Raw genomic sequence first — 21,995 nt, forward strand, 5'->3', positions numbered from 1 at the left:
ATTTTTGATCGGATAACTCCGAAATAGGCGATCGGATTAGACCGAAATCAGTGATCGGATTGAACCGAAATGGGTGATCGGAATGGGCCGGAACATGCACGAATACTATGGAGTTGCTAGCTCATTAGTTCAAATTATTATTCAACGGAAGGACGGAAAGCTGCGTTTAAAAATTATCATGAAAAGGGATAAGTCACCGCTCATAAGACTAAATAAATTTTTCAATCACTTATTTCGCATCAAAGCTCAGTCTTTTAGATGGGAAGAGTGAATTGCTAATTGGCCGAGAGATAAGGTTACATTGCATTTATTTAAGCGGTATAAAAACGACCTTGATGAATAGTTTGATTTATTGACGCTAAGAGTAAGCAACTGCCTCTTAAATCTTTAATAAATATAGCGAGCCTTCGAACGTCAAATGACCATAGTCGAACTGAATCGGCACATTTTTAGCGAGCGTTTTGCATTGAGATGCATTAGTGCAGATACTTTTTAAAATTGATATATATTTTGCATTTCTACCCCTAAGCTCATTCTCAAACGCTGAATCAATCCTTGCGATAAATTCATATTTTCTCGTACGCACTAGCTTTTCTTCAAAATTAATATGAGCCAATATGCGTGGAAGGGGTTGCGTGTATTCAATAATTGGTCCAAGTATGACAACTTCCGTGTTAGTTGTAGCCAATCCGTCCAGTGTTTTCAGTAGCCAGGATAAGTCGTCGATTTTCCATCTAGCAGAAATTATGATCTTTTCATATTTTCCAGCCGGAATTATCTCCTCAAACGCAATGCGCATTAGCTGAGCACATCGCTTTTCACCCTGGTAGCTTATTGTAGGCTTACATCCACTAGCTGTTATTTGACTTATTGTTTGATTAGGCTTTTTATTCGCTTCTAAACCGGCATACCAGTGCGCTGCATGGCTATCACCTACCAATAGAATATTTTCTTTTTCTTCTTGAGCAATTAAGCAAGTGTCTTTTTTGAAGTAGGAAATATCAGAATATTTACTTGTTAAAAAGCATACGCCAGGCCTGAAGTAAGACGCATCATGATTGTCCATGAATTCCTCATAGCCTAATTGCTGTTCGTTGAAGCGCATGGGCAATACATAAGTTAAACCATAAACTACGGCGCATAGGATTGCGCTAGAAAAGGCAACTTGAATGTATGCTTTTTGTGCAACTCCTTTGCTATTTTTTGATTTTCTAAAACGTTGCTCAACAAAGTAATATGAAAGCACACCCAGTAAAATTGAACACACTAATACAATAACTTTATCTAGTGCTTTTAACTCTGTTTCAAAGTGAAGTTGATAGAAGATTATAACAGGCCAATGCCATAGGTAGAGAGAATACGAAATATTACCTATAAATTCTGCAGGCTTGATTGATAATAATCGGTAGATGAATAAACCCTTTCTTGAGAAGGTAAGCACGGCAACTGTAGCTAATGTAGGAATAACAGCTTTTATTCCAGGAAACTCATCGTGAGTAAGAAAAAAGCAGCTTGCGAGAAGGGTAATTACACCAATAGTTGTCAATAATTCGCAAAGAGTACGATGGTTTTTCAAGTGTAAGCCATAAATAGCTATAGCACCTCCTAAAATAAATTGCCAAAATCTCGTAAATGATGCGAAAAACGCAAGGCTAACATCACTATGAGTTAAATAAACACAGCCAATAAAACTTAATGCGCCAATGGTACTTAATATAGCAATAGAAAACCTTCTACATACCCCATACGCAAGTATCATAATTACTGGCATGAATGCATAAAACTGTTCTTCGACCGATAGCGACCAAGTATGTAGCAGAGGGGAACCTTGTAGTTCGCTATCGAAATACCCTGACTTCGTATAAAAGTAGAAATTTGAAACATAAAGACAAGAAGAAATTAAACTCCACGCATATTTACTGAATTCACCGGGAAGGAAGTACAAAAAAGCGAAGAAAGAAGATACTGAAACTGTCGCAAAAAAAGCGGGAAATAAGCGTTTAAAGCGTTTTACGTAAAAGTCTGAAATAGAAAACGCGTTTTGCTGAATTTTATTGTATATCTGCCCCATGATGAGATAACCAGATATAACGAAGAAAATATCTACGCCTATGAAGCCTCCAGGTAAATGGTGAGGGCTGATATGATATATGACTACACTCAATACAGCTAATGCTCGCAAGCCTTGAATGTCTTCCCTGAATGTCATTTTTTGTTTTACCTGTTGTGAGAATTTATTTTTCTTAATTTTATACACATAAAGGCTAGTGATGAACAGCCTTACAGTAATATTTAGGGATATTCACTATGCTAAGTTCAAAGAGTAGTAGCTTTAAAAGGGTACGCTCTTAGAAATTTCGCCATTATCAGCTATATAGGGTAGCGGTAATGTCTGTCACTCGTGTAAACTACCGCTTTTATTTCAGGCAAGCCTTAGCGCACAGAAAAATTCTTCCTATGCTTTGGCCATGCAGTCATCATGTAAATTGAGGAAAACATGGAGCTTGACGCTATTATCAATCAGGCACAAAGCCAGATTGACGCTGCACAAGATGCAGCCACATTAGACCAAGTTAGGGTCGAATTCATGGGTAAGAAAGGTAAACTTACCGACTTACTTAAAGGGCTTGGAAAGTTATCGAACGAAGAACGCCCAGCCGCAGGCCAAAAGATTAACCAAGCTAAGCAAGTTATTCAGCAAGCTATTTCTGCAAAAGGTGAGTTTTTACGCACTGAAGAGCTTAACAAAAAGCTAGCCGAAGAAGCCATTGATGTAACTTTACCTGGTCGTACTGAAAAGCCAGGTAACTTGCACCCGGTTAGCCGCACCATTGCGCGTATTGAATCTTTCTTTGGTGAGCTTGGTTTCTCGGTAAAAACCGGCCCTGAAATTGAAGATGGTTTTCACAACTTCGACGCACTGAACATTCCTGCGAATCACCCAGCGCGTGCCGACCACGATACCTTTTATTTTAACCCAGACATGATGCTTCGTACGCAAACCTCTGGTGTTCAAATTCGTACCATGGAAGCGGAAAAGCCGCCATTGCGTATTATTTCGCCAGGGCGCGTGTATCGTAACGACTACGATCAAACCCACACGCCAATGTTCCACCAGGTGGAAGGTTTGATGGTTGATAAGAACGTTAGCTTTACCGACCTTAAAGGTATTTTGCACGACTTCTTACATCACTTCTTTGAAGAGTCGCTAGAAATTCGCTTCCGTCCGTCTTACTTCCCGTTTACTGAGCCTTCAGCAGAAGTAGACGTTATGGGTAAAAACGGTCAGTGGCTTGAAGTACTAGGCTGCGGCATGGTGCACCCAAATGTACTTAAAGCTGTGGGTATCGACCCTGAAGAGTACACAGGTTTTGCCTTTGGTATGGGCGTAGAGCGCTTAACTATGCTTCGTTACGGTGTTAACGACTTGCGCGCGTTCTTTGAAAACGATCTTCGTTTCCTTAAGCAGTTCAACTAAGGCAGAGAGTACACATGAAATTCAGTGAAAAATGGTTAAGAGAGTGGGTTAACCCGTCGCTGTCGGCACATGAGCTGTCTGAACAGTTGAGCATGGCTGGCCTAGAAGTAGACGGCGTTGAACCAGTAGCAGGCGACTTTAAAGGCGTGCTAGTAGGTGAAGTGGTTGAGTGCGGTCAGCACCCGAACGCCGATAAACTGCGTGTAACGAAAATCAATGTAGGTGGCGATGAGCTGCTAGACATCGTTTGTGGTGCACCTAACTGCCGTCAGGGCATTAAAGTAGCGGTAGCGGTTGTTGGCGCTGTATTGCCAGGCGATTTTAAAATTAAGAAAGCGAAACTTCGCGGCGAGCCATCATTCGGCATGCTATGTAGCTTCTCTGAGCTAGGTATTAGCGACGACCACGACGGTATTATCGAGCTTCCAGCCGATGCACCTATTGGCGAAGACATTCGCGATTACCTTGGTCTTGATGACAACGCCATTGAAGTAGACCTTACACCAAACCGTGCAGATTGTTTGGGTATTCGCGGTATTGCCCGTGAAGTAGGCGTGCTTAACAACCTTGACGTGTGCGAGCCTGAAGTAGCTGCGGTAGACGCGACTATTGATGACAAGTTATCAATTACGCTAAGCGCTGATGACGCATGCCCGCGTTACTTAGGTCGTGTAGTTAAGGGCGTTAACGTTAAAGCAGCATCGCCCCTGTGGCTAGTTGAAAAGCTACGCCGCAGCGGTATTCGCAGCATCGACCCTATTGTAGATGTGACTAACTTTGTGTTGTTAGAGCTTGGCCAGCCAATGCACGCGTTTAACCTTGCCAGCATTGAAGGCAACATTAACGTGCGTATGGCGAACGAAGGCGAAGCCCTTACGTTGCTAGACGAAACCGAAGCGAAGCTACAAAGCAATACTTTGGTTATTGCTGATGATAACAAAGCGCTAGCAATGGCGGGTATTTTCGGCGGCCTACACTCAGGTGTAACTACTGAAACCCAAGACATTTTGCTTGAAAGTGCTTTCTTTAGCCGTGATGCCATTATGGGCCGCGCCCGTCAGTATGGTTTACATACCGATGCATCGCACCGCTATGAGCGTGGTGTAGACCCACAGCTACAGCGTAAAGCTATGGAGCGAGCAACAGCTCTGGTACTTGAAATTTGTGGTGGTGAAGCTGGCCCTGTGGTTGAAGCCGTGGCTGAAGATAAGCTACCTAAGCAGGCAACGGTTACGCTTCGTCGTGAACGTTTGTCTCGCGTACTAGGCATTAGCATTGACGATGAAAAAGTAACGGAAATGCTTAACCGCCTTGGTTTAGACGTTACTCAAACTGAAGCTGGCTGGGAAGCGGTTGCACCAAGCTATCGTTTCGATATTTCAATTGAAGAAGATTTGATTGAAGAAATTGCTCGCGTATACGGCTACAACAACATTCCAAACGTGGCGCCAAAAGCAACGTTGGCAATGTTGCCTTCGCAAGAAGCTAAGCTTCCGCTAAACACAATGAAGTCGTTGCTACTTAGCCGCGGCTACAATGAAGCGATTACTTATTCGTTTGTAGATCCTAAAATTCAAAACGCATTATTCCCAGACGTGAAAGGCATGGTGTTACCACACCCAATCTCTTCTGATATGTCGGTAATGCGCGTAAGTTTATGGCCGGGTTTGCTAGGTGCTACTGCTTATAATCAGAAGCGTCAGCAACAACGTGTTCGCATGTTTGAAACCGGATTACGCTTTATTCCTCAACAAGATGCGCCTAATGGTGTATTGCAACAACAAGTAATTGGTGGTGTAGTAGCAGGGCGTCGTAATGAAGAACATTGGGACTTGGGTGACAGCCCGGTTGATTTCTTCGATGCGAAAGCAGACGTTGAGGCGTTGTTGGCACTTACGGGTAAAACCGGTGAGTTCCAGTTCGTTACAGGGCAGCATAGTGCGTTACACCCTGGCATGACGGCAAAAATTTTGCTTAATGATGAAGAAGTTGGCTATATTGGTGCTATACACCCGCAGTTTACTAAATTGCTTGGTGTTAACGGCCGCGTATTTGTGTTCGAACTAGTGGTAGATGCCATTACCGATCGTAAATTACCGTCAGCCGTACCAGTATCGCGCTTCCCATCGAATCGCCGTGATATTGCTATTACGGTAAAAGATGAAGTGCGTGTAGGGAATGTTCTTTCTTACATAGAAAATATTGGCGTAAATCAACTAGTTGCTCTAAACTTGTTCGATGAGTACAAAGGCAAGGGAATTGAGCCTGGCTATAAGAGCCTTGCTTTGTCACTTCATTTACAAGATCCGGATAAAACCTTGGAAGAAGCTGAAATTCAGCAAGCTGTAGATACTGTGGTTAAAGGTCTGGAATCTGAGTTTGGGGCCGCGTTAAGAGAGTAAACTATGGCATTGACCAAAGCCGAGATGGCTGAACACCTATTCGAGAAACTAGGCATTAACAAGCGTGATGCGAAGGATCTGGTAGAGCTTTTTTTCGAAGAGATTAAAGGCGCTCTGGAATCTGGTGAGCAAGTAAAACTGTCGGGTTTTGGTAACTTTGACTTGCGAGATAAAAACGAACGTCCTGGCCGTAATCCTAAAACCGGTGAAGACATTCCAATTAAAGCGCGCCGTGTGGTTACATTCCGCCCGGGTCAAAAACTGAAAAGCCGAGTTGAAAACTCAGAGCCTGTCGACCAATAATCTTTAGGTCGTTACAATACTGAAAAAGAGCGGGGTCTCTCGCTCTTTTTGTATTGCCTCTTTTTTACAGTGCACTCGCACTGATTTTTATATGCAATGCCTTTGGAGGAAAGTGTGAAAAAAGCACTTGTCGTTCTTGCTATTATTGTTGCTGCTACGTTTTCATGGTTTGCTTATTTGTCGCTAGATGCAGACAAACGAGATCAAGATGCAGCGCAAGTTCCGCTAATCACAGTCATGGAAATTCTTCACGCTAGTGATTTGCAGGAAGGTGTTAAGCAGGCTGTGAAAGATGGGAATATCGAAATAGTAGATTCTTGGATGGTACAAGCCCGTGAAGTAGGGCAGGCTGCCAACTTGTCACCTGAAGATATGGAATATCTTAATTCCGAAACTGCGAAAGATTACGTTGTATTCAATGCTAAGCGCCAGCTGTACAACGAAGCGTTTGAAGCGCGTTATTATGCGTTGGAAGAGGTAGAAACGCTTAAAGAGCAGTATCCGGAAGCCAAGGACTTGTTTGCTCGTACTGATGCGCTAATTGAAAAGCGTGACGCTATCATTCAACAAATTGCTGTCGCTATTTCAGGAAGCGAGCAGCCTGACGTAGCCGCGCTTGAAGAAGCACGCAAACAGTGGTTAGCGCAGGCGGCCAATTAGATTATGATTTAAGTTATAACTTAGGCTATTGCTCGCGCTGCACTCAAACACTCACCAGAAACCTATACCACAGACCAGCTTCATACCCCTTCCTACTTTTCGTACTATAAATTTTTTGAAAGCTCAATTTGAAAATGTACGCAATTTGGCGTACATTTGTCGTTCGTGTGGAGTGCTGGGTGCGTTACAAGGAAATAAAGCGACAGGTCATTGACTGTCTAAATAAAGGATACGTTTCCCATGAGCAGAGAAACGATATTGACGTTAAAAATTTATTGGCAATTGGGCAAGTGTCGCTTGAGGAAGTTGCCGAAATTATAGGTCGAAGTCGAGGAAACGATTATTCTTCCAGCCTTCATCATTTTGATAGCAGCATTACAGTACACGTAATTAAGACAAGGCTAGCCGGTCACAATTGGTATGTTAAATGGTATTACGTAGAACCGAATAGCGTTTGTTAGCGTCCATCATTAAGGAAAAGATATGAAAATTTTCAAAGTCGGCGAGTCGCAGACAGCGGCATGCAGCACGTGCCAGTCATTTGAAAATGCGACATTTCAACTTAGAGATGTTCCTTTCAGTGATGGTACGGGAGTGGTTAAAAAGGTTTTGGTGGGGGTATGCGATAAGTGTGAAAGCGTAACCGTGTTACCTCATCAATCCACACCTGCGGTTAAACGTCAATATGAAGCAAAGCGAAAGCCAGTGGAAGGGCGTTTACCTGCGCATTTAATCGATATTCTAAATTTAGCGACAATGGAAATTGGTGCAACTACAGACTTTGTTCCAAGCATGATGAAGTACTACATTCACTCATTGTCTGAAGATGAAAAGTCAGCAAAAAAGATAGCGAGTTACCTTCAAAGTGACTTGGCAAAAGGTAGGTCAGAAAAGCGCCTATCGCTAAAAGGGCGTAAGATTTTCGAAGACATAGAGCACCTTAAATCACTCTCGCACATAGAAAACACCACTGATTTACTGAAAGGTATAATCCTTAAGATAAACGAAGATGTTCTTATTAAAAAAAGGCTCAAACCAATCGAAAACCTTAAGAATATAATGGCGGCAGTCGCATAACTAAAAGCTGCATTGTGAGTTTTCGCTAACGCAGCTAACGATATATTGGGTTGTAATAAGTTAATTTATCGAAATATCCGCAAATTTAGCGCTTGTTAGCAAAGCTAAATCGGCAGGAGAAAGCGCCACTTCTAACCCTCGCTTTCCCGCGCTTACGTGCATAGTGGCAAGGCCTTCAGCACTTTTATGAATTACGCTGGCTAAGCGCTTTTTTTGCCCTAATGGGCTTACACCACCAAGTACGTAGCCTGTTGCAACCATTACCGCGTTTGCTTGCGCCATTTCTACCTTTTTTACACCTAACGCTTTTGCCATTTTCTTCTCGCTTAGCTTGGTGTTTACGGGCACTACGGCAACGGCCAATTTATTGGTGTCTGTGCTAACTACTAAGGTTTTAAATACGGTATCGGCGTTAAGGTTTAGCTTTTCAACAGCTTCAAGCCCGTAAGACGCCGCATTTGCGTCGTGTTCATATTTTAAAACGCTGTGAGCGATACGCTTTTTAGTAAGCAAAGTGATTGCAGGTGTCATTCAACCTCTTTTTTGTAAAATGTTCGGCTATGTATCGGCTGGCTGGGTAGCAGAGGGGTAGCTGCGTGTGTTGCGTAGTCGTTAAAGCCAGTTGTAAAAAATTTTGACAGTGGGTGGCCGGATTGTCCGCCAGGTAGTGTTAGAATGGCATCCTCTAAATGGCCAGGGCTGACAAATAGTCGCTCAGAGGCACCAAAACTAGGTGCTTGTACAGCGGGCATGTATGTATCACCAAAACCTTCTACTTGTTGCATGTTTAACATATCACCAACTAGAGGAATTTGATCAGCAAATGGATGTTTAACAGAAAGTGCGTTCACCTTGCCCCAGGCTAATGTTTCCATGTTAGCCTCTACTGGTGAATACTTGTCTAACAGCTTGTGTTTGGCGCGCCTGTAGGCGTCTACAAGTAGCTCGTCGAAGCTTTCAGTATCGTTAGGTAGCCAAGAGTCAGGTTGGCTATGAATAAGTTGCCACACAGCAGGTTCAATACCACGTAAGAGTGTACGACTGTTTACGCCTTGTTGGTCTAACGATGAAAGTAGGCCTCCAAACAGGGTTTGTACCACCTCCTGCCTAAAGTGCTTAACTAACGTATAGCCAACCGAATGTTCACACGCGCATTCGCCCCATGTGTTTAAGTAAGCAAGGTCAGGCTTAAATTCAATGTCTCGCATATTAAGCAGCCCATACAAAAGGTGCTGCCAAGGAATAAGAAAGCGGGCGTGATTATCTAACTGAATGGCGTAAAAGTCAGTCTCAGTAAAGGTGTCTTTTTCAAATAAACGGTCTCTTATTTGTTGTCCGCGAGCACCTAGCGCGTAACCACCGTCGCCCCAGACTTTGAAGTCATCAGCTGAAATTACTCTGGCATTTGCAGTCCATATTCTTCCCATATCGGGGTTTAAAACCATGGGAAGCTTTGATGCGCGCTTTGGTAGTGTGTTTACTGCTTCTTGTTCTTTTATAGCAGTGAATGAAGCCTGCTGCCTTTCCATAACTGCGCCGCCAGGAAGCCAAGCCGCATTCCCGCTTTCATCAACAATCACGAGGTTTTGCGTGGGAATAGCAATGCGTTGGCCTATCTTTATCGCTGCTTGGACATTTTTTGCATTGCCGAAGTTTATTATTCCCAAGTTAGCAGCAAACGGATGATGCGCTACCCAATTAAGTGCATAGCGCTTGCCATTGAGTTCTTTCACTGGCCCATACGAGCTTATTTCAAACTCAAATGTATGTTCACCATCAGGTAAAGGAATACGCTCTGTTACCGTGCTTGTGGGCGTTGTTTCGTCTAACTCAATCCAATCTACATTATCTAAATTTGCATTGGTAAAACCCCAAGCGATATGGCCGTTGGTGCCTACAACAATGCCAGGAATGCCCGGCAGGGAAACCCCGGTTACTTGCACATCGCTGCCCGATTCTTGATAGTTTAGCTGGGCGCGATACCAGATGATGGGAACCCGCAATCCTAAATGCATGTCGTTTGCTAAAAGGCCTGCGCTTGTCGTGGTGTGACTTCCGGTCACCGCCCAGTTATTGCTACCAATATCAGGAAGCTCAGTACCGTTATATTGTGCACGGGCGATAGCAGTATTGTCGTTATCGTTTGAGTACTGGGTAGTCGCGTCTTCAGGCTCGTGTTTAAGACTCTCGTCATTACTATCTTCTGGTGAGTGAGTAATTGGGCGTAGCGATGCAGGGTACTCTGGAATAGGTGCTTCAAGCAATGGTATCTCGCTGGCATCTAGCGCTGCCTGATAATTACTCGGCTGAGTAATGAAGCTGTATACATCATTCCCAAATGTTGAAAGCAGTGCCTCTCTTGCTAAATCAAGTTCTACTTGGCTACTTTGTAAATCCAAATACATACTGTAAATCACAAGAATACTGTCGGTGGGGCGCCATTGTTTTATATCAACGCCTGCAGCTAGGTATTCAAAAGGTGGCAACGTATACTCAGACAATGCGTCATTTACGCCATGGGCGTAACGTACGAGTAGTTCTTGTTGTTTTGACGGAAGGTTATCGAATACGGCTTTTGCTCGTTTCTCAAATTGATGAAAGCGGGCTTTTTTATCGATATCTAGGGCAATGTCGCCCACCCATTGTGACAAACTGCCCGATGCGGCGCGGCGCTGTAAATCCATTTGAAAAAAGCGATCTTGAGCATGCGCAAAACCCAGTGCATAGGCTGCGTCGAAAATATCGTTGGCTTTAATAATAGCTTGGCCTAGTTCGTCACGGCTTAGCTCAGTAGGTGCGTTTACGTGATAGGTGGCGCTATTTCCGTCAAGTGCGGGCAAACTCATACGAAGCGAGATGTACAATCCCAGTACCGTTAAAAAAAGCAGTGCCAAAACACTTAAAACCAACCACTTGAACCAATTTATCACGTGTAAAACTCCCTATTTTTCTCTATCCTAACTACAGAAATTGCAAATTTGAAGTGATGTTTTATGACACATACTAAGGCGGTGCTGTGGGACCACTAATGTTGGACTGTCAGGCTGAAGAACTTTTGCCTGAAGAAAAGGAAAAATTAGCACACCCGGTGGTGGGAGGCGTAATCTTATTTAGCCGTAACTATCACGACAAGCGTCAGCTCTCGGCGCTGGTTCAAGATATAAGACGCTTTGCGAAGCAACCGGTGTTGATTGCCGTTGATCATGAAGGCGGCCGCGTTCAGCGTTTTCGTGAAGGCTTTACTGCCATACCTGCAATGGGCGATATTTTAAGGCAGTCAGAGCATCAAGATGAAAGTGCTGCATACGCAAAAGCGTGTGGATTAGTATTGGCTTATGAACTTAAAACCTTAGATATCGATTTTAGCTTTGCACCGGTGCTTGATATAAATGGTGTATCGCAAGTTATTGGTGACAGGGCATTTTCAGACAGTGCAGATGACGTTATTCGCCTTGCCGCTCATCTAATCCAAGGTCTAAAAGCCGTAAATATGCCAGCTATTGGAAAGCACTTTCCTGGGCATGGCAGTGTAGCGCCAGATTCTCATGTAGCGTTACCCATCGATGAACGCGAATTTGATGAGATACGCAGTACCGATATGGTGGTCTTTGAACGCTTAATTGAGCGTGCGTTGCTTGATGGCGTTATGCCTGCCCATGTTATTTATAATCAGGTGTGCGATAAGCCTGCGGGTTTCTCAACTAAATGGCTACAGGATATCCTTAAACAGGATCTAGGCTTTGGCGGCGCAGTATTTTCTGATGACTTGTCTATGCACGGCGCAAGTGTTGCGGGAAGTTACGTTGAGCGTGCTGAGGCAGCGCTGGAAGCAGGTTGCGATATGGTACTTGCCTGCAACAATCCGAAAGGGGCTGAGGCTATCCTTGATGGATTAGAAAAGCGCTTTGCTAACCCGTCTCACAACGATTTACAAAAGCGAGAGCGCGTTATGGCGCTTTATGACCGTGTCATGCCTGCGGGGCTTAATGATAAATACGACAGTGCGGTTGAGCTGGTGAAGCGTTTAAGCGAACGGTAGTTTCTATAACTACCGTTTTTCATTTTCTGTTTTTTAATGCCGTTTGCTTATACTGGTACTTCGTCTACGTCAGCTTCTACATTCATAAATCGCGCAAAAGTGAAGAGAAAATCGCTTAAGCGATTTAAATAAGCATGTACCACTTCCGGCACATCATAATGTTTAGATAGGCTAATGACAGCACGTTCAGCTCGGCGGCATACAGCACGACAAACATGAGCCTGGGCAGCAGCCTTACATCCGCCAGGCAGCACAAACGATGTATTAGGCGGCATTTGACGGGTAATATTGTCTATAAGGCTTTCTAGGTTCTCAATATCAGTTTGCGTCAGCGTTGAGCTTGCTGAAATAGCAAAGCCAGCTTGAAACAGGTTGCGCTGAATGTCCTGGAGCATTGGCTTATGTTTGTCAGTAACATGCGCTGCTAGTAGCCCGATGTGGCTATTAAGTTCGTCCATATCGCCGTAGCTTTGTACTACTAAATCATCCTTATCTACACGAACGGCTTTGTCAGCGTAAATTTGCGTGCTGCCCTTATCACCAGTGCGAGTGTAAATCTTCATTAAAACCTATATCTCTCTATCAATCGCAAACATTGTTTTTTTGCCTTTAAAACCAAAGCACTTACACTAAGTGTTTACTCAAATTACTCGCTAACGTCAGGGCGATTATAGCGACGAATTTGTACTACAAAACCAAACAGCGGGTGGTCGAAATAATGCAGTTGCGTACTGATTACACGTCTTTGCTCAGCTAACGGAACTGAAACCAGTTTGTACGCTGTTGATGTCGCCTGACGGGGCTTAGCAGCATTACCAGAGCTGTCATCTTCACTGCTGAAGTAGCTCATTGGCACCGGCTGGCGATAAAACATCTCGCCATCTACATGAAGGTAAGGTACGCGGTTAATATACTTAAGAAATACTTTGATAGTGCCGTCAATTTCCCAAATGGGGGTTCTTAACGAAGCGTCGGTAGTGTCATCTTCACCTTGCTCTACAATCATCGGCGTATCAAGCGCTTTAAATGCGCCATACTCTATAGCCTGTGGGTTTGACAAACGGCGGTCCAAATCGGCAAAAATATCTGAAACAGCAAGAAATTGATCAGTGCCATGCGCTGCAGTTTTATCAGCTTCAAAAGCAGTACTTACACCACTTAGGCTGTTTTCATCTGTGCTCGATGTGTTTTTATAAGCATCATTATCAGTAAGAGCGGCGGTGGAGCCGTAACCAAACTCTGGAGCGGAATCGTCAGTTTCACTGTTTACATTATCAACGTGTTTTGGAGCTCGCATATCACCGTTCAAGTCAAACTGCTGCGCGTAGTTTTGCCCACCATAAAGACGCACGTTGAAAGCTTTGTTCTTACCAAACATAACTGGCTGACGCCAGGTTGCATGAAACAAACGTTCTAGCTCGCGATTAGAACGTATTTGGCGAGAAATTGAAGACAGTGCTTGCTGATTACTGGTAAGCAGATGCGCTTTTGAAGCAAGCGGCCAGTCGTGTCCTTCAATGATAATAGGTAAACTTGCTGGAGCGGGTAGCCTATTATCCGGCTGATTCACCTTCCATACGATTACAGGTTGAAGCGCGCTGCTTCTAGACTTGCTCTCGCTTGTCGAAACGCCTGAGATTAGTTCGTTGTCGCTTGGAACAGCAACGTTAAGTGCATTGGTTACCTCAGCGCTAAGCCATGGCTTCGTTTCTTCACAGTATTTAAATACAGGCACCGTGACAGGTGAGGAATCTTTTACGCCGAAGAATGACGTCCAATAGCTGGCGATGGTTGCAGCATCAGGAGCGGGTGTAGCGTCGTCAGTGATGACCCCCTCATTCGAGTAGCTAAGGCTCTCGCTATAGTCTGAGTCTGTTGAAGAATAAGTAGCGCCAAACTCATCGCCATCAATGGTTTCGCTTTGTGCCTGACTCGCCACGTCTGGTGTAGGAGGTGGCTCATTGGCTGTTAAATCAGATGTTTCATTATATCCATAGCCCGCTTCTTCAGAGTAAGAGTTAGGAGACATGTCACCGTACTGCGAACTGTTATCTTTAGACAGCGACAAGAAATCTACATCTTTTGCGGGCACGCTCAATAGTCCGTTGCTAGGCCACTTAACCGATGTTTCAGCGCCGCAAACGGCTAATCCTTGTTTTAGATAGCTTATATCAGGCGAAATGATATCGCTAATGATGTCTGCCTGAGCGCGAGGGGCTGACAAGTTGTCAGCCAAAGAAAACTGCTCTTCTAACTCAGTTAGTGCCACGTTGCGCTTAAACGCAATAACTTCCACATCGAACCACCAGTTGTCATTGGCGTTGGCTGTAGTTGAAATTGTCGTTAAGAAAACGGCGCTTATTGATGCAACTAACGGGCACCAGCGAGATAACTTCATGTTACCGCGACTCCTTTGCAAAATCGGCAATAATATCGCTAATAAACGCGATGCGCTCTTTAGCTGTTTCGGTCTTTTTCACCAAACGCAGTTTTTGGCTTCCTTCAAACTTAAAGGTGTTTGGTTTGGTTTGCACCAAACTAATAATATAGCCTGGGTTAACCTTAGTGGTTTCTTTAAACTCTATGGTACCGCCTTGGGCCGACAAGTCTACTTTTAGAATGCCTAACGCCTGGGCTTTTAGTTTAATTTCAGCCACTTCTATCAAGTTTTTAGCAGGCTCTGGTAACAGACCAAAACGGTCGATACATTCTACCTGGAATTCGTCAATGTCGTCTTGCGTTGTGCAGCTTGCCAAGCGTTTGTATAGTGATAGGCGAGTGTTAACGTCGGCAATGTAGTCTTCAGGCAATAGGGCTGGAATACGTAATTCAACCTCGGTGTGGCCTGATGTTGCATCGTCTAATGACGGCTCTCTACCTTCTTTAAGCGCGTTAACGGCTTTATCGAGCATATCCATATACAAACTGAAACCAATACTCGCTATTTGCCCCGATTGATCGTCGCCTAACAGCTCACCGGCACCACGAATTTCTAAATCGTGGGTAGCAAGCGCAAAACCTGCACCTAAATCCTCAAGCTGCGATATTGCTTCTAAACGTTTTACTGCATCTTTGGTCATGCGCTTTGGATGCGGCGTTAATAAGTAGGCGTACGCTTGATGATGCGAACGACCCACACGACCACGAAGCTGGTGCAGCTGCGCTAAACCTAAATGGTCGGCTCTATCCATAATAATGGTATTCGCACTTGGTACGTCGATACCTGTTTCAATGATGGTAGTACACACAAGTACGTTGTAGCGCTGGTGGTAGAAGTCGCTCATTACGCCTTCAAGTTCACGCTCGCGCATTTGGCCGTGACCCACTGCAATACGGGCTTCGGGAACGATTTCAGCGATTTCTTCGGCCGTTCGCGCAATGCTATCCACTTCGTTGTGAAGGAAGTAAACCTGACCGCCGCGCAGTATCTCACGCATAATGGCTTCGCGAATAACGGCTTTATTACGCTGCTGCACAAAAGTCTTAATTGATAAACGACGAGCCGGGGCTGTGGCAATAATCGATAAGTCGCGCATGCCTGATAACGCCATGTTAAGCGTACGAGGAATAGGCGTTGCCGTAAGGGTAAGGATATCAACATCGGCACGTAATGACTTAAGTTTCTCTTTTTGACGCACGCCAAAGCGATGTTCTTCGTCGATGATCACAAGGCCCAAATCTTTGTATTTAATATCGCTAGACAATAGTTTGTGTGTGCCTACTACAATATCTACTTTCCCTTCGCCGATACGCTCAACCACAGATTTTTGCGCTTTACCACTCACAAAGCGGCTCATTACTTCAATTTCAAATGGCCACGCAGCAAAGCGGTCTTTGAAGTTCTCGTAATGTTGCTGAGCCAATAGGGTAGTGGGCACCAAAATAGCCACCTGTTTACCAGCATTAGCTGCAAGGAATGCCGCGCGCATGGCAACTTCGGTTTTACCGAAACCTACGTCACCGCAAACGAGGCGATCCATAGCCGATGGACTGCCCATGTCGTGCATAACCGCAGCAATGGCTTGGGCTTGGTCAGGCGTTTCTTCAAAGGGAAAACTGTCTGAGAACGCTTGGTAGTCGTCCCAGTTAATTTTATACGCAAAACCTGGCTTAGCTGCGCGGCGGGCATACACATCTAATAGTTCAGCGGCTACGTCACGTACTTTTTCGGCGGCTTTTTGCTTGGCTTTTGTCCATGCGTCAGAGCCAAGGGCGCTAACTGGCGCACTGTCGGCATCACCACCAGTGTAGCGTGAAATTAAGTGAAGCGATGCCACAGGCACGTAAAGCTTAGATTGCTTGGCATACTCAATGCACAAATATTCGGTTGCTACGCCGCCCGCGTCCAATGTTTGAAGGCCTAAATAACGGCCAACACCGTGGTCGAGATGTACCACAGGCTGACCAATAGAAAGTTCCGCCAGGTTGCGGATAATGGCGCTTTCGTCGGTGGCGGTGCGTTTATCGCGAAGGCGGCGCTGGCTTACCTTTTGCCCTAATAGTTCGGTTTCGGTAATGAATAACAGCTCGCCTTCCTGAGTTTGCCAGCGGAAACTGTTATCAACCATACCCACGGTAATGCCAATGGCGTCGTGGCTTGCGATAAAATCGCTAAAGCTATCAACAATCTTTGGCTTGATGCCCGCTTTGGCAAGTACGGTTAGCAAACCCTCTCGGCGACCTTGGGTTTCAGCACAAAACAGTACTTTAGCCCCGTTGTCAGTGGCTTGATTTACCGTTTTAATGAGTCTTTCAGCAGGTACTTTTTTCTGCGAGTTAATCGCAATATCATCAAGCTTTTCGCACTGAAGGTTGCTAGTACTTGATTTTTCTTCAAGTACCTTGCTGGAAAGGGATGCACGTGGCCACTGTTTTATGGCACCAAATAGCTCATTTATAGGTAAAAACAGCTCGTCTGGTGCAAGCAGTGGACGGGCTAAGTTATAACGATACTGCTCGTAACGTTCTTGTACGTCGGCCCAGAAAAATTCGCTGGCGTCTTGCACATCACCGTGAAGTAATAGCAGGCTTTTAGGGTGGAGATAGTCAAAAAGCGTAGCGGTTTTTTCAAAGAAGAGGGGAAGATAATATTCCACACCGCTCGGCATGGTGCCCTTGCTTACCTGAGAAAATACGCTTTCAGATGCATTGTTTGCGTCGAACTTTTCTAAAAACTGCTGGCGGAAAAGCGTGATTGCCTCTTTGTCTGTAGGAAATTCTCGTGCTGGTAGCAAGCGAATTTCGTTAACAGCCTCGCCAGAGCGTTGGGTTTCAGTATCGAAATAGCGAATGGAGTCGATTTCGTCATCAAACAAGTCTATTCGAAATGGCTGGTCGCTTCCCATCGGAAAAAGGTCGATGATGCTGCCGCGCACCGAGAATTCGCTGTGGCTCATTACCTGACTAACATGCAGGTAGCCGGCTTGCTCGAGATTGCGTCTGAACTGATCTCTATCTAAGGTGTCGCCCTTATTTAGCATAAGCAAATACTTTGCTAAATAATCGGTAGGGGCTAAACGCTGCATTAACGTGTTAACAGGCACTATGAATATGCCTTCGCCTTGCTGTGTAAAGCGGAATAGGGTTTCTAATCGCTGAGAAACAATGTCTTGATGGGGCGAAAACGAATCGTAGGGCAGTGTTTCCCAATCTGGGAACAAAGTAATAGGTGTATGCTTTATATTATCGCTTAAGAAGAAGGCTATTTCTTTTTCGAGCTTCATTGCCGAGGGTGTATCGGCGGTAATCAGTACAATAGGGCCTTTGTATTGGCTGAGTGCTTGGCTGATACATAGTGCGGCACTGCTGCCTTGAAGTTGGCCCCAGTGTTTGTGATCTTGTGATGAGGCTTCTTTTTTAGGCCCAGGTAATGGAAGCGATAATAAAGTGGCTGTCATGACGTCCTGTTTTTTTAGTGCAAGATGAGTTTTACGGCTTATATACTGATGTTAGGGTCTATTCAGATCCCGCTTTTTTTCTTTTGCCCGCTTTCTTAGCTGTTGCGTTTGAATATGCAAGCTAGCGCGAACTAAAAGCTCCTGATCTTGCTCTCGAATGGTGTTAAAAATAAAGGCGATATGGTAACGGTCTTCTACTTGCTCGCAAGTAATTACTTCGCCAAAACAAAATATTGCTGCTGCTTCGGCATCCAAGAAAAGTTTAAGTTCCGCTTTGGCGCCCACATCCAATGCTTCTTTTGACTCGATGACCACACCGCCACCACCGAGCTTTACGGTTTTGAAGCGAAACTCTGGCTCGTCTTGCTGGTGCAAAACGAACGACATCATCAAGTCAATTTTTCGAGACTGATGGTTTAAGTAGTCAGCCAGCGACTCAGCGTGGTCACTTAAGTTGCGAAGCGGACGAATTGCTTGCGCTTCAATAGCGGCCATTTCGCTGGCAATGCGAAATGCATACGGCATCGACTCCTCTAAGTTTTCTTCATCAGGCACTACTTCGTCTTCACCTAACGGGCGCATATTGGCGTTTATGCGATGTGCGATTGAAAAATATTCATCGAATTGGGCTTTTTTTTGTTCTAGGCTAAGTTCGCTCACATCATTCCTCTGCCACTAATTCTTGTGCAGTTAGTAACTTATAAGTAGTATACCGATCACACGTAGTATACCCACTTTACTATTTTGGGGTTAACCCGTCATCTCGTCTTTGGGCTACTTATCTGAATTTCTCATTCATTAAGCATAGCTAAACATAAGGCAGATTACCGTATTACTGAAAAGCAAGGCGCTATGTTTTATCCTCTTTCTGCATTCATTGCTTATCGTTATGCCAAGTCTAACAAAGCAAGCCAAACCAGTTTTGTTTCATTTATTAATCGATTTTCAGTGGCCGGTATTGCACTGGGATTGATGGCGCTCATTATCGTTGTGTCTGTTATGAACGGCCTAGAAGGTCAACTAAAACAGCGCATATTAGGCATTGTCCCTCATATTGAAATTACAAAGACACCCATCATAAGCGAGAGTCTTAGCAGGACATCCAACGAAAATGAAGTTTCAGAGACACCCACGCAAACTGCAGAAAAAACGCAGACAGTTACTTTGAAAGAAATTAGCAAGACACCCATCGAAGGCGTTGTTGCCACTATGGCTTACAGGGAAGCTGAAGCAGTAGTGCAGTCTCGCTCGGACTTGCGTGGTGTTCAGGTTCACGGTGTTCTGCCTGAAGTAATGATTGAGCATACTTTGGTAGCAAACCACATGGAACAGGGGCGATTTAGCGATTTAACTGAGGGGAGTTTTGCTGCCATTATTGGGCGCTCACTTGCCATTAAACTTGAAGCGCGAGTTGGAGACAGATTGCGGGTTATGGTGGCAGGCGCAAGTGTGTATACACCTTTTGGAAGAATGCCAAGTCAACGGCTTGTAACCGTGGTGGGTGTCTTCGATATGGGCTCGCAGATGGATGACAAAGTGATATATATGAACCTTAAGGATGTGAACCGCTTAATGCGAGATCCTAAAGGTAGCGAACAATCGCTTCGACTCTTTTTAAATGACGCTTTTAATTATCAAGCAGTTGTTAGCGCGCTCACCGATAGGGTGGGTGTCTCTGTAAATAATATGAAGACTTGGCGTGAGCGTCAGGGGCCGCTATTTGATGCCGTCAAGATGGAGAAGAACATGATGACGCTCATGTTGCTGCTTATTATCGCGGTAGCGGCATTTAATATCGTTTCGGCACTGGTAATGGTGGTAACGGAAAAACAAGGCGATATCGCAGTACTCCAAACTCAAGGTATGTTACCCAGTTCAGTAATGTGGATTTTTGTGTTAAACGGTTTGTTTAACGGCATTAAAGGCGCTGGTATTGGTCTAGTATTAGGCGTGGTAATTACACTCCAATTAAATAACATTTTGGATCTTATCGGGTCGCCGTTAGCCTTAGCGGCAGACGGTAGAGGGCTGCCAATTGAAATGGACGTTGTACAAATTGCAGGCATTGCTTTGCTGTCTTTGCTACTGTGTGTTTTAGCCAGCGTTTATCCAGCGCGCAAAGCGATGAAAATTGCACCGTCGCAAGCGCTCCAAAACGAATAAATCGCTGAATTTACCGTGCAAGTTAGTGCAAAATTCACTATACTCGCGGTCTTTTAAATTTTGCCCAGTGAGACGTCATGAACAAGAATTTTATCACCTCGCAATCGCTTCTACAGGATTCCTTTCGCCTAGCGGCAAAGGTGTATGAAGACGGCTTTCGCCCTGACTTTATTATTGGTATCTGGCGTGGTGGTGCTCCCATTGGTATCGCGGTTCAAGAATTCTTTGAATTTAAGAATACGTCAACCGACCATATCGCAGTACGTACATCGTCTTACTACGGAATAAACAAACAATCGAAAGAGATCCGTGTGCACGGATTACACTACTTGGTAGAAAACGCGAATGCTGATGACAAGTTGTTGATTGTTGATGATGTTTTCGATTCAGGCCGCAGCGTAGATGCACTTATTAAGCAAATTAATAAACTAATGCGTTTGAACATGCCTAAAGATATTCGCATTGCATGTCCGTGGTACAAGCCGCAAAACAACACAACAGACATCGTGCCAGATTATTACGTTAACGAAAGTGATGAATGGCTAGTTTTCCCTCATGAAATTGCGGGTTTGTCGGAAGAAGAAATTCGTGAAGGCAAAGGCGAGCTGGCTGACGTTATGGACATTTTGTTCAAAAAGTAGTGAGTAAATGCTTGATATAAGCGACTAAGAGTTGCTGTTAAACGTATCAAAACCGCACGCTTGTGCGGTTTTTTTATCTTCCAACTTCGTTGGAAAAGATAGGGTAAATGTGGTGCCTACGTTTACTTCACTTTCTACGCTAATGGTTCCCCCCATCGCTTCAACGATGGAGAACGAGATATAAAGTCCTAATCCAGTATCTTAGGTCTTCCCGCATTGTTTAGCGCATTTTGTAATGCGATGGCGCCAGCTTCAAAGGCGCTGTAGCAGGAGGCGTCTGCACTTCCAACGCCGTAGGCTCCACCATCGTCATTCACACAAAAAAGCGCTAACTGGCAACCCGCGTCAACGGTACTGCCGTCGCAAAGTAGCGCTCCTAAACAAGAGCTGGAAATGAAATAAGGCGCGGTAAACGCGCTAAGGCCATGTTGAAGCTCGTTAAAAGGTAAGTCTGCATTGCCGTAGCCAATAACGAGTGAAGGTGTATTTTCACTAAATAACCTATCTATTTCGGACGCCATACTAGGTGCGTCGTTACACTCCAACGAAAATGTTTGTATATACATTCGGCCTTTACCACTCAACCATACTCTTTAATAATAGATTGAAATTAGGAAAAGCTTATTAAACATTAGTTGAAGAGTTACACGAGTTACAGTAACTGTGTTGAAGAGAACTTAATTATCGAGGTAAAACTTGTCGTGAAAGGTATAAACCCACGTTGGCTGGTAGATCACTAAAAGCGTTATCGCCATACCGTTTAACAGAGCTTCAGGAAAGACCAAAAGTGGTATAAGCAAAACGTAGTTGTCAAAAATGATGTCCCAAGTATATGTACCTTCAATGTAATAAAATGCGCCGAGCGTTAGCGTCTTTAATGCAATAGAAAGAGCGGCAGGGAAAAAGGCACAAACAAAAATGTACACAAAAAGTTGTCGAGGGATACGGTGAAAAGAAAGCATATAAAATAGATAGGTTATGCCAATAGGTACAACGGTGCCGAGTAGCCCGTTAACGCCAAAGTTTTCCCAACTTCCGTAGCCGACTGCGTTTGCGCCTAGTAGCGCGATAAACGATGCAATAATAGCGTTTCTAAAGCCGAGCATTAATGTCAAAACTGAAAGGCCTAAAAAATGAACATCTAGGCCCTCGAAGATGCCTGCTTTAAACAACCAGAGAACGAAAAGCGAAGCAGCAGTACCAAAAATAAGGTGTTGCTGCTGCTTGTTACTCGCAAAATGAGTAAAGTCCACATGCCTGACCGCACCGAGTAAAAATACACCGTAAATCAGTAATGCTAACAGTTGTAGTGAACTCACTTTTACTCCTTAGTTA

The 21,995-nt window shown here is 44.5% G+C and carries 17 protein-coding genes and 1 pseudogene; 8 read left to right on the plus strand and 10 right to left on the minus strand.

Annotated elements, in window-relative coordinates:
- Positions 1-379 precede the first annotated feature (379 nt).
- Positions 380-2,257, minus strand: coding sequence for an acyltransferase family protein (locus MHM99_RS11075; protein WP_239219328.1), 1,878 nt, complete (start codon positions 2,255-2,257; stop codon positions 380-382).
- Between the two features lie 240 nt (positions 2,258-2,497).
- Here MHM99_RS11075 and pheS point away from each other — a divergent pair, with 240 nt between their 5' ends.
- From pheS to MHM99_RS11100, 5 genes are all read left to right on the plus strand, one after another.
- Complete coding sequence (pheS, locus tag MHM99_RS11080; RefSeq protein WP_015066912.1) at positions 2,498-3,478, plus strand: phenylalanine--tRNA ligase subunit alpha; 981 nt, start codon at positions 2,498-2,500, stop codon at positions 3,476-3,478.
- A gap of 14 nt (positions 3,479-3,492) precedes the next feature.
- On the plus strand, positions 3,493-5,880 hold the full coding sequence (gene pheT / locus MHM99_RS11085) for a phenylalanine--tRNA ligase subunit beta (RefSeq protein ID WP_239219330.1): 2,388 nt from the start codon (positions 3,493-3,495) through the stop codon (positions 5,878-5,880).
- A 3-nt stretch (positions 5,881-5,883) separates the two neighbouring features.
- On the plus strand, positions 5,884-6,183 hold the full coding sequence (gene ihfA / locus MHM99_RS11090) for an integration host factor subunit alpha (RefSeq protein ID WP_012518129.1): 300 nt from the start codon (positions 5,884-5,886) through the stop codon (positions 6,181-6,183).
- Between the two features lie 114 nt (positions 6,184-6,297).
- Positions 6,298-6,843, plus strand: coding sequence for a hypothetical protein (locus MHM99_RS11095; RefSeq protein WP_239219332.1), 546 nt, complete (start codon positions 6,298-6,300; stop codon positions 6,841-6,843).
- A 483-nt stretch (positions 6,844-7,326) separates the two neighbouring features.
- Positions 7,327-7,920 carry a hypothetical protein gene (locus MHM99_RS11100; protein ID WP_239219334.1) on the plus strand — a complete coding sequence of 198 codons (594 nt, stop codon included), beginning with the start codon at positions 7,327-7,329 and terminating at the stop codon, positions 7,918-7,920.
- A 60-nt stretch (positions 7,921-7,980) separates the two neighbouring features.
- Here the strand turns inward: MHM99_RS11100 and ybaK are convergent, their stop codons facing one another.
- Both ybaK and MHM99_RS11110 read right to left on the minus strand, forming a co-directional pair.
- The gene (gene ybaK, locus MHM99_RS11105) at positions 7,981-8,451 is read right to left on the minus strand and encodes a Cys-tRNA(Pro) deacylase (protein ID WP_049586485.1); all 471 of its coding nucleotides are present in this window, start codon (positions 8,449-8,451) and stop codon (positions 7,981-7,983) included.
- The gene (locus MHM99_RS11110) at positions 8,448-10,850 is read right to left on the minus strand and encodes a penicillin acylase family protein (protein ID WP_239219336.1); all 2,403 of its coding nucleotides are present in this window, start codon (positions 10,848-10,850) and stop codon (positions 8,448-8,450) included. The genes ybaK and MHM99_RS11110 overlap by 4 nt, the downstream gene beginning before the upstream one ends.
- Positions 10,851-10,948: 98 nt before the next feature.
- Between MHM99_RS11110 and nagZ the strand changes: the two genes are divergently transcribed.
- Positions 10,949-11,959 carry a beta-N-acetylhexosaminidase gene (nagZ, locus tag MHM99_RS11115; protein WP_239219380.1) on the plus strand — a complete coding sequence of 337 codons (1,011 nt, stop codon included), beginning with the start codon at positions 10,949-10,951 and terminating at the stop codon, positions 11,957-11,959.
- A gap of 47 nt (positions 11,960-12,006) precedes the next feature.
- On the opposite strand, the gene MHM99_RS11120 is transcribed toward nagZ, so the two are convergent.
- The 4 genes from MHM99_RS11120 to MHM99_RS11135 form a co-directional block, all read right to left on the minus strand.
- The gene (locus MHM99_RS11120) at positions 12,007-12,522 is read right to left on the minus strand and encodes a cob(I)yrinic acid a,c-diamide adenosyltransferase (protein WP_239219338.1); all 516 of its coding nucleotides are present in this window, start codon (positions 12,520-12,522) and stop codon (positions 12,007-12,009) included.
- A gap of 83 nt (positions 12,523-12,605) precedes the next feature.
- Positions 12,606-14,357: a CsiV family protein gene (locus MHM99_RS11125; RefSeq protein WP_239219340.1), complete on the minus strand. Its 1,752-nt coding sequence runs from the start codon at positions 14,355-14,357 to the stop codon at positions 12,606-12,608.
- A 1-nt stretch (position 14,358) separates the two neighbouring features.
- A complete protein-coding gene (gene mfd / locus MHM99_RS11130; RefSeq protein ID WP_239219342.1) occupies positions 14,359-17,856 on the minus strand; it encodes a transcription-repair coupling factor in 3,498 nt (1,165 codons plus the stop codon).
- Positions 17,857-17,907: 51 nt separating this feature from the next.
- Positions 17,908-18,516, minus strand: a complete 609-nt coding sequence (locus MHM99_RS11135) for a PilZ domain-containing protein (protein WP_131136225.1) — start codon at positions 18,514-18,516, stop codon at positions 17,908-17,910.
- Positions 18,517-18,708: 192 nt separating this feature from the next.
- Here MHM99_RS11135 and MHM99_RS11140 point away from each other — a divergent pair, with 192 nt between their 5' ends.
- Together MHM99_RS11140 and MHM99_RS11145 are read left to right on the plus strand one after the other, a co-directional pair.
- The gene (locus MHM99_RS11140) at positions 18,709-20,019 is read left to right on the plus strand and encodes a lipoprotein-releasing ABC transporter permease subunit (protein WP_239219344.1); all 1,311 of its coding nucleotides are present in this window, start codon (positions 18,709-18,711) and stop codon (positions 20,017-20,019) included.
- Between the two features lie 77 nt (positions 20,020-20,096).
- Positions 20,097-20,660: a phosphoribosyltransferase family protein gene (locus MHM99_RS11145; RefSeq protein WP_014949139.1), complete on the plus strand. Its 564-nt coding sequence runs from the start codon at positions 20,097-20,099 to the stop codon at positions 20,658-20,660.
- A 24-nt stretch (positions 20,661-20,684) separates the two neighbouring features.
- On the opposite strand, the pseudogene MHM99_RS21380 reads toward MHM99_RS11145, so the two are convergent.
- The 3 genes and pseudogenes from MHM99_RS21380 to MHM99_RS11160 all read right to left on the minus strand — a co-directional run.
- Positions 20,685-20,858: pseudogene (locus MHM99_RS21380) on the minus strand (ATP-binding protein); the annotation flags it as partial.
- Positions 20,849-21,226: a hypothetical protein gene (locus MHM99_RS11155; protein ID WP_239219346.1), complete on the minus strand. Its 378-nt coding sequence runs from the start codon at positions 21,224-21,226 to the stop codon at positions 20,849-20,851. The gene MHM99_RS11155 and the pseudogene MHM99_RS21380, both read right to left, overlap by 10 nt.
- Before the next feature lie 111 nt (positions 21,227-21,337).
- The gene (locus tag MHM99_RS11160) at positions 21,338-21,979 is read right to left on the minus strand and encodes an energy-coupling factor ABC transporter permease (RefSeq protein ID WP_110287957.1); all 642 of its coding nucleotides are present in this window, start codon (positions 21,977-21,979) and stop codon (positions 21,338-21,340) included.
- Positions 21,980-21,995: the final 16 nt, after the last annotated feature.

The sequence above is a fragment of the Alteromonas sp. MmMcT2-2 genome (assembly GCF_022348305.1).
Classification (GTDB): Bacteria; Pseudomonadota; Gammaproteobacteria; order Enterobacterales; family Alteromonadaceae; genus Alteromonas; species Alteromonas macleodii.